Below are 5292 nucleotides of genomic sequence, written 5' to 3'. Positions count from 1 at the left end.
GCAGTGTGGCGGAACATCCCAATTCTTTGGGGCGAATCCTGTTGGTTCACATGCCGTCGTACCCACCGGTCACTGGCAAGACTGTTGACTCCTTGCCTCTACCTGACCTGGGGGACTTCGCACATGACCGGCTCACGTGTCGCCGCGCTGGGGCATTACCAACCCGCCAAGGTGCTCACCAACGACGATCTCGCGGCCATGGTCGACACCAGCGACGAGTGGATCCGCTCACGGGTGGGCATCAGGACCCGGCACGTCGCGGACCCGGCGGAAACGGTGGACGAACTCGCCGCGCACGCCGGTGCCAAGGCGCTCGCCAACGCCGGGCTGGACCCGGCGGAGATCGATCTGGTCCTGGTCGCCACCTCGACCGCCATCGACCGCTCCCCCAACATGGCGGCCCGGGTCGCCGCGCGGCTCGGCATGGCCTCGCCCGCCACCATGGACCTCAACGTGGTCTGCGCGGGCTTCACCCACGCCCTGGCCACCGCCGACCACGCGGTGCGCGCGGGCGCGGCGCGCCGGGCGCTGGTCATCGGCGCGGACAAGATGGCCGCCGTCACCGACTGGACCGACCGCACCACCTGCGTCCTGGTGGGTGACGGCGCGGGCGCCGCGATCGTCGAGGCCACCGACGAGCCGGGGATCGGGCCGGTGCTGTGGGGCTCGGTGCCCGGGATGGGCAACGCGGTACGGATCGAGGGCACCCCGCCGCGCTTCGCGCAGGAGGGCCAGACCGTCTACCGCTGGGCGACGACCACCCTTCCGGCCATCGCCAGGTCGGTGTGCGAGCGCGCGGGGGTGCTGCCGGAGGAACTGGCGGCCGTCGTGCTGCACCAGGCCAACCTGCGGATCATCGAACCGGTCGCCAAGCGGATCGGCGCGGTCAACGCCGTGATCGCGCGCGACGTCACCGAATCGGGCAACACCTCGGCCGCCAGCATTCCGCTGGCCCTGTCCAAGCTGGTCGAACGCGGGGAGATCGAATCGGGCGCGCCGGTGCTGCTGTTCGGCTTCGGCGGCAACCTCTCGTACGCGGGGCAGGTCATCCACTGCCCCTGAGGAGGCAGCCACCCGACGGCCGCGCTCGTCTCTGCCCTCGGCCGGCCTTTGTCCTTGGTCGGGAAAAAGTCGTACCCAATTCCCGACCAACTTCTTCCCACCCCCGGCAGCCGCTGCTACGTTCCCCGTGAAAGCCGACGGATCCCGGAGAACCGGGGCAGGCCGCTGCCCCGGGCCAGGGGAGGGAGGGGCGAGTGAGGCGCATGACGGCCCGACCCGCGAACGCGCACCAGGCACGGCTGCTGCGCCTGTTGCGCGACAGGGGCCCCAACTCCCGCGCCCAGCTGGGCGACCAGGTGGATCTGTCACGGTCGAAGCTGGCCGTGGAGATAGACCGGCTGCTGGAGACCGGCCTCGTCGTGGCCGACGGACTCGCCGCCTCCCGGGGCGGCAGGCGCTCGCACAACATACGTCTGGCCCCGGCGCTCCGCTTCCTCGGCGTCGACATCGGTGCCACATCCGTGGATGTCGCGGTCACCAACGCCGAGCTGGAGATCCTGGGCCATCTCAACCAGCCCATGGATGTCAGGGACGGCCCGGTGGCCGTCTTCGAGCAGGTCCTGTCCATGGCCGCGAAGCTGAAGGCCTCGGGGCTCGCGGAGCGCTTCGACGGCGCCGGGATCGGCGTCCCCGGACCGGTCCGCTTCCCCGAGGGCGTCCCGGTGGCACCGCCGATCATGCCGGGGTGGGACGGATTCCCGGTCAGGGAGGCCCTCAGCCAGGAGCTCGGCTGCCCCGTCATGGTCGACAACGACGTGAACCTGATGGCGATGGGTGAGCAGCACGCCGGAGTCGCCCGTACCGTCAACGACTTCCTCTGCGTCAAGATCGGCACCGGCATCGGCTGCGGCATAGTCGTCGGCGGCACGGTCTACCGAGGTACGACGGGCAGTGCGGGCGACATAGGCCATATCCAGGTCGAGCCGGACGGCCGGGCCTGCGCCTGCGGCAACCGGGGCTGTCTGGAAGCCCACTTCAGCGGCGCGGCCCTGGCCCGTGACGCCGAGGCAGCCGCCGCCGCGGGCCAGTCGGCGGAGCTCGCCACCCGTCTGGAGGCCGCCGGCCGCCTCACCGCCGTGGACGTGGCGGCGGCTGCCGCGGCCGGCGACTCCTGCGCGCTCGACCTCATAAGGGAGGGCGGCAACCGAACCGGCCAGGTCATCGCCGGACTGGTCAGCTTCTTCAACCCGGGGCTCGTGGTGATCGGCGGCGGTGTCACCGGCCTCGGACACAACCTTCTCGCCGCCATCCGTACCCAGGTCTACCGGCAGTCACTGCCGCTGGCCACCGGCAATCTGCCCATCGTCCTGGGCGAACTCGGCCCGACCGCGGGCGTCATCGGTGCGGCCAGGCTGATCAGCGACCACCTGTTCTCCCCGGCCTGACTCGAGTCCTGCCCGAATCCTGCGAACGCGTGCCGCCCACGTACCACCCGTAGCGCACGTACTGCCCGCACCGCCGAATTACCGCCCGCATCGCTCACGTACGCCGCTCCTGTGCACCCCCATGCCCGCTCACCGGCCCGCACCCGCCGAGGGGACCCGCCATGGCACCAGAGCAAGGCCCCGTACCGGAAACCGCATCGCCGCCCCCCGGACCGGCGCTCCTCACCATGTCCGGCATCACCAAGTCCTTCCCCGGCGTCCGCGCCCTCGACGGAGTCGACCTGGACGTCCAGGCCGGTGAAGTCCACTGCCTGCTCGGGCAGAACGGCGCCGGGAAGTCCACCCTCATCAAGGTCCTCGCCGGTGCGCACCAGCCCGACGGCGGCCGGATCACCTGGCGCGGACAGCCCGTCATCCTCAGGTCGCCGATCGCCGCCATGCGCCTCGGCATTGCCACCATCTACCAGGAACTCGACCTGGTGGAGGGCCTGTCGGTGGCCGAGAACGTCTTCCTCGGGCACGAGAGGACCACCGCCGGATTCGTCGTACGGAGCCGGGAGGGCCGCATCGCCGCCGCCGAACTGCTGAAGCGCCTCGGTCACGCCGAGATCGACCCCGCCACCCTGGTCGGCCGGCTCTCGGCCGCGCAGCAGCAGATCGTCTCGATGGCCCGCGCCCTCTCCCACGACGTACGGCTCATCGTCATGGACGAGCCCTCCGCGGCCCTCGATCCCGACGAGGTCGACAACCTCTTCCGCATCGTCGGTGACCTGACGGCGGCCGGGGTCGCGGTCGTCTACATCTCCCACCGCCTCGAGGAGATCCGCCGCATCGGCGACCGCGTCACCGTGCTCAAGGACGGGCGGGCGGTCGCCGGGGGACTGTCCGCCAGGACCACCTCCACACGCGACATCGTCGCCCTGATGACCGGCCGCACCGTGGAGTACGTGTTCCCGGAGCGGCCCACCGCCGACGCCACGGCGGCGCCCGAACCCGTCCTCCGGGTGGAAGGCCTCACCAGGGAGGGCGAGTTCGCGCCCGTCGACCTGGAGATACGGCCCGGCGAGATCGTCGGCCTCGCCGGGCTCGTCGGCTCGGGCCGCTCCGAGATCCTGGAAACGGTCTACGGCGCGCGCAGGCCGACCGCGGGACGCGTCCTGGTCGGCGGGCGCCCGCTGCGCCCCGGCAGCGTACGGGCCGCCGTCCGCGCCGGACTCGGGCTCGCGCCCGAGGAACGCAAGGCGCAGGCCCTGCTGATGCTGGAGTCCGTCACCCGCAACGTATCCGTGTCCACCCTGTCCCGCTTCTCGCGCGGCGGCTGGCTGGACCGCGCCGCCGAGAACAGGGCGGCCCGGCAGGCCACTCGCGAGCTGTCGCTGCGGCCGGACAACCCGGAAGTGCCCGTCCGCACTCTGTCGGGCGGCAACCAGCAGAAGGCGGTCCTCGCCCGCTGGCTGCTGCGCGGCTGCCGGGTGCTGCTGCTCGACGAGCCGACCCGCGGGGTCGACGTCGGCGCGCGCGCCGAGCTCTACGCCGTGATCCGGCGGCTGGCGGACGAAGGCCTCGCCGTACTTCTCGTCTCCAGCGAGGTCCCCGAAGTCCTGGGGCTCGCCGACCGGGTGCTGGTGCTCCGCGAGGGCCGCGTCGTCCACACGGCGCCGGCCCTGGAGCTGGACGAGCACCGCGTACTCGACCTCGTCCTGGAAGGGAGCCCGGCGTGACGCTCAGTTCGCCTTCGCCTTCTCCTACGCCCCCGCATTCGTCCTCGTCCTCGGCCTCGTCCTCGCGGGCGGACCCCCCGGGGAGCGGGAAGACGCCGGCGGACGCGCCCGTGAAGTCCGGTCCCGGCAAGGGGGACGGGACACGGTCCCTGCGCGACCGGCTCGATCTGCGCAGCCTCTCCCTCCTCGGCGTGCTGGCCGTGCTGGTGCTGGTCGGCGGTATCACCAAGCCCGACGAGTTCCTGGACACCAGCAACCTCCAACTGGTGCTCACCCAGGCCTCCGTGATCGGTGTGGTGACGGTCGGCATGACCTTCGTCATCACCAGCGGCGGCATCGACCTGTCCGTCGGCGCGATCGTGGCCCTCGCCTCGGTCTGGGCGACGACCGTGGCGACACAGGACTACGGCTTCGGCGGCATCCTCTTCGCCTCGGTCGCCGTCGGCCTCGGCTGCGGGCTCGTGAACGGGCTGCTCATCGCCTACGGCGGCATGGTTCCCTTCATCGCGACGCTCGCGATGCTCGCCTCCGCCCGCGGTCTCGCCCTGCAGATCACCGACGGCAACACACAGATCGTCGAGGTGCAGTCGGTGCTCGACCTGGGTGTCCCCGACTCGTACATCCTCGGCGTCCCGCCGCTGGTGCTCGTCTTCGCGGCGGTCACCGTCATCGGCTGGCTGGTGCTGAACCGTACGACCTTCGGGCGGCGTACCGTCGCCGTCGGCGGCAACGCGGAGGCCGCGCGGCTCGCCGGCATCGATGTCAGACGGCAGCGGCTCTACCTCTACCTGCTGTCCGGACTGTGCTGCGGCATCGCCGCCTTCATGCTGATCATCCTGTCCGGCTCGGGCCAGAACACCAACGGCAATCTGTACGAACTCGACGCCATCGCCGCGGCCATCATCGGCGGAACCCTGCTCAGCGGCGGCCGGGGCACCATCACCGGCTCCGTCCTCGGCGTCCTGGTCTTCACCACCATCACCAACATCTTCGCCCTCAACAACCTGCAGAGCGACGTCCAGCAGATCGCCAAGGGGGCGATCATCGTCGCCGCCGTACTGGTCCAGCGCCGCACCACGCGCAGCGGCGAGGCGTGACCTCCCCGCCACGACTCCCCACCGGCC

The 5292-nt window shown here is 71.4% G+C and carries 4 protein-coding genes; all 4 read left to right on the top strand.

The genetic code is table 11. From position 1 onward, the window contains the following. The first annotated feature begins 123 nt into the window (after nt 1–123). The 4 genes from GUY61_RS34235 to GUY61_RS34220 all read left to right on the top strand — a co-directional run bounded on the left by GUY61_RS34235 (nt 124) and on the right by GUY61_RS34220 (nt 5265). Nucleotides 124–1062 carry a beta-ketoacyl-ACP synthase III gene (locus GUY61_RS34235; RefSeq protein WP_166634216.1) on the top strand — a complete coding sequence of 313 codons (939 nt, stop codon included), beginning with the start codon at nt 124–126 and terminating at the stop codon, nt 1060–1062. A gap of 203 nt (nt 1063–1265) precedes the next feature. Continuing rightward, entirely contained in the window at nt 1266–2447 is a 1182-nt protein-coding gene (locus GUY61_RS34230) for an ROK family protein (protein WP_166634215.1), read from the top strand. A gap of 161 nt (nt 2448–2608) precedes the next feature. Continuing rightward, nucleotides 2609–4168, top strand: coding sequence for a sugar ABC transporter ATP-binding protein (locus tag GUY61_RS34225; RefSeq protein WP_166634214.1), 1560 nt, complete (start codon nt 2609–2611; stop codon nt 4166–4168). 110 nt (nt 4169–4278) lie between these two features. Then, the gene (locus GUY61_RS34220) at nt 4279–5265 is read left to right on the top strand and encodes an ABC transporter permease (protein WP_313896998.1); all 987 of its coding nucleotides are present in this window, start codon (nt 4279–4281) and stop codon (nt 5263–5265) included. The last annotated feature ends 27 nt before the right edge of the window (nt 5266–5292 follow it).

This window comes from Streptomyces sp. GC420 (genome assembly GCF_009916105.1).
Classification (GTDB): Bacteria; Actinomycetota; Actinomycetes; order Streptomycetales; family Streptomycetaceae; genus Streptomyces.
The sequence above is the reverse complement of the archived record's forward strand: the minus strand, read 5'-3'. Positions and strand labels throughout refer to the sequence as shown.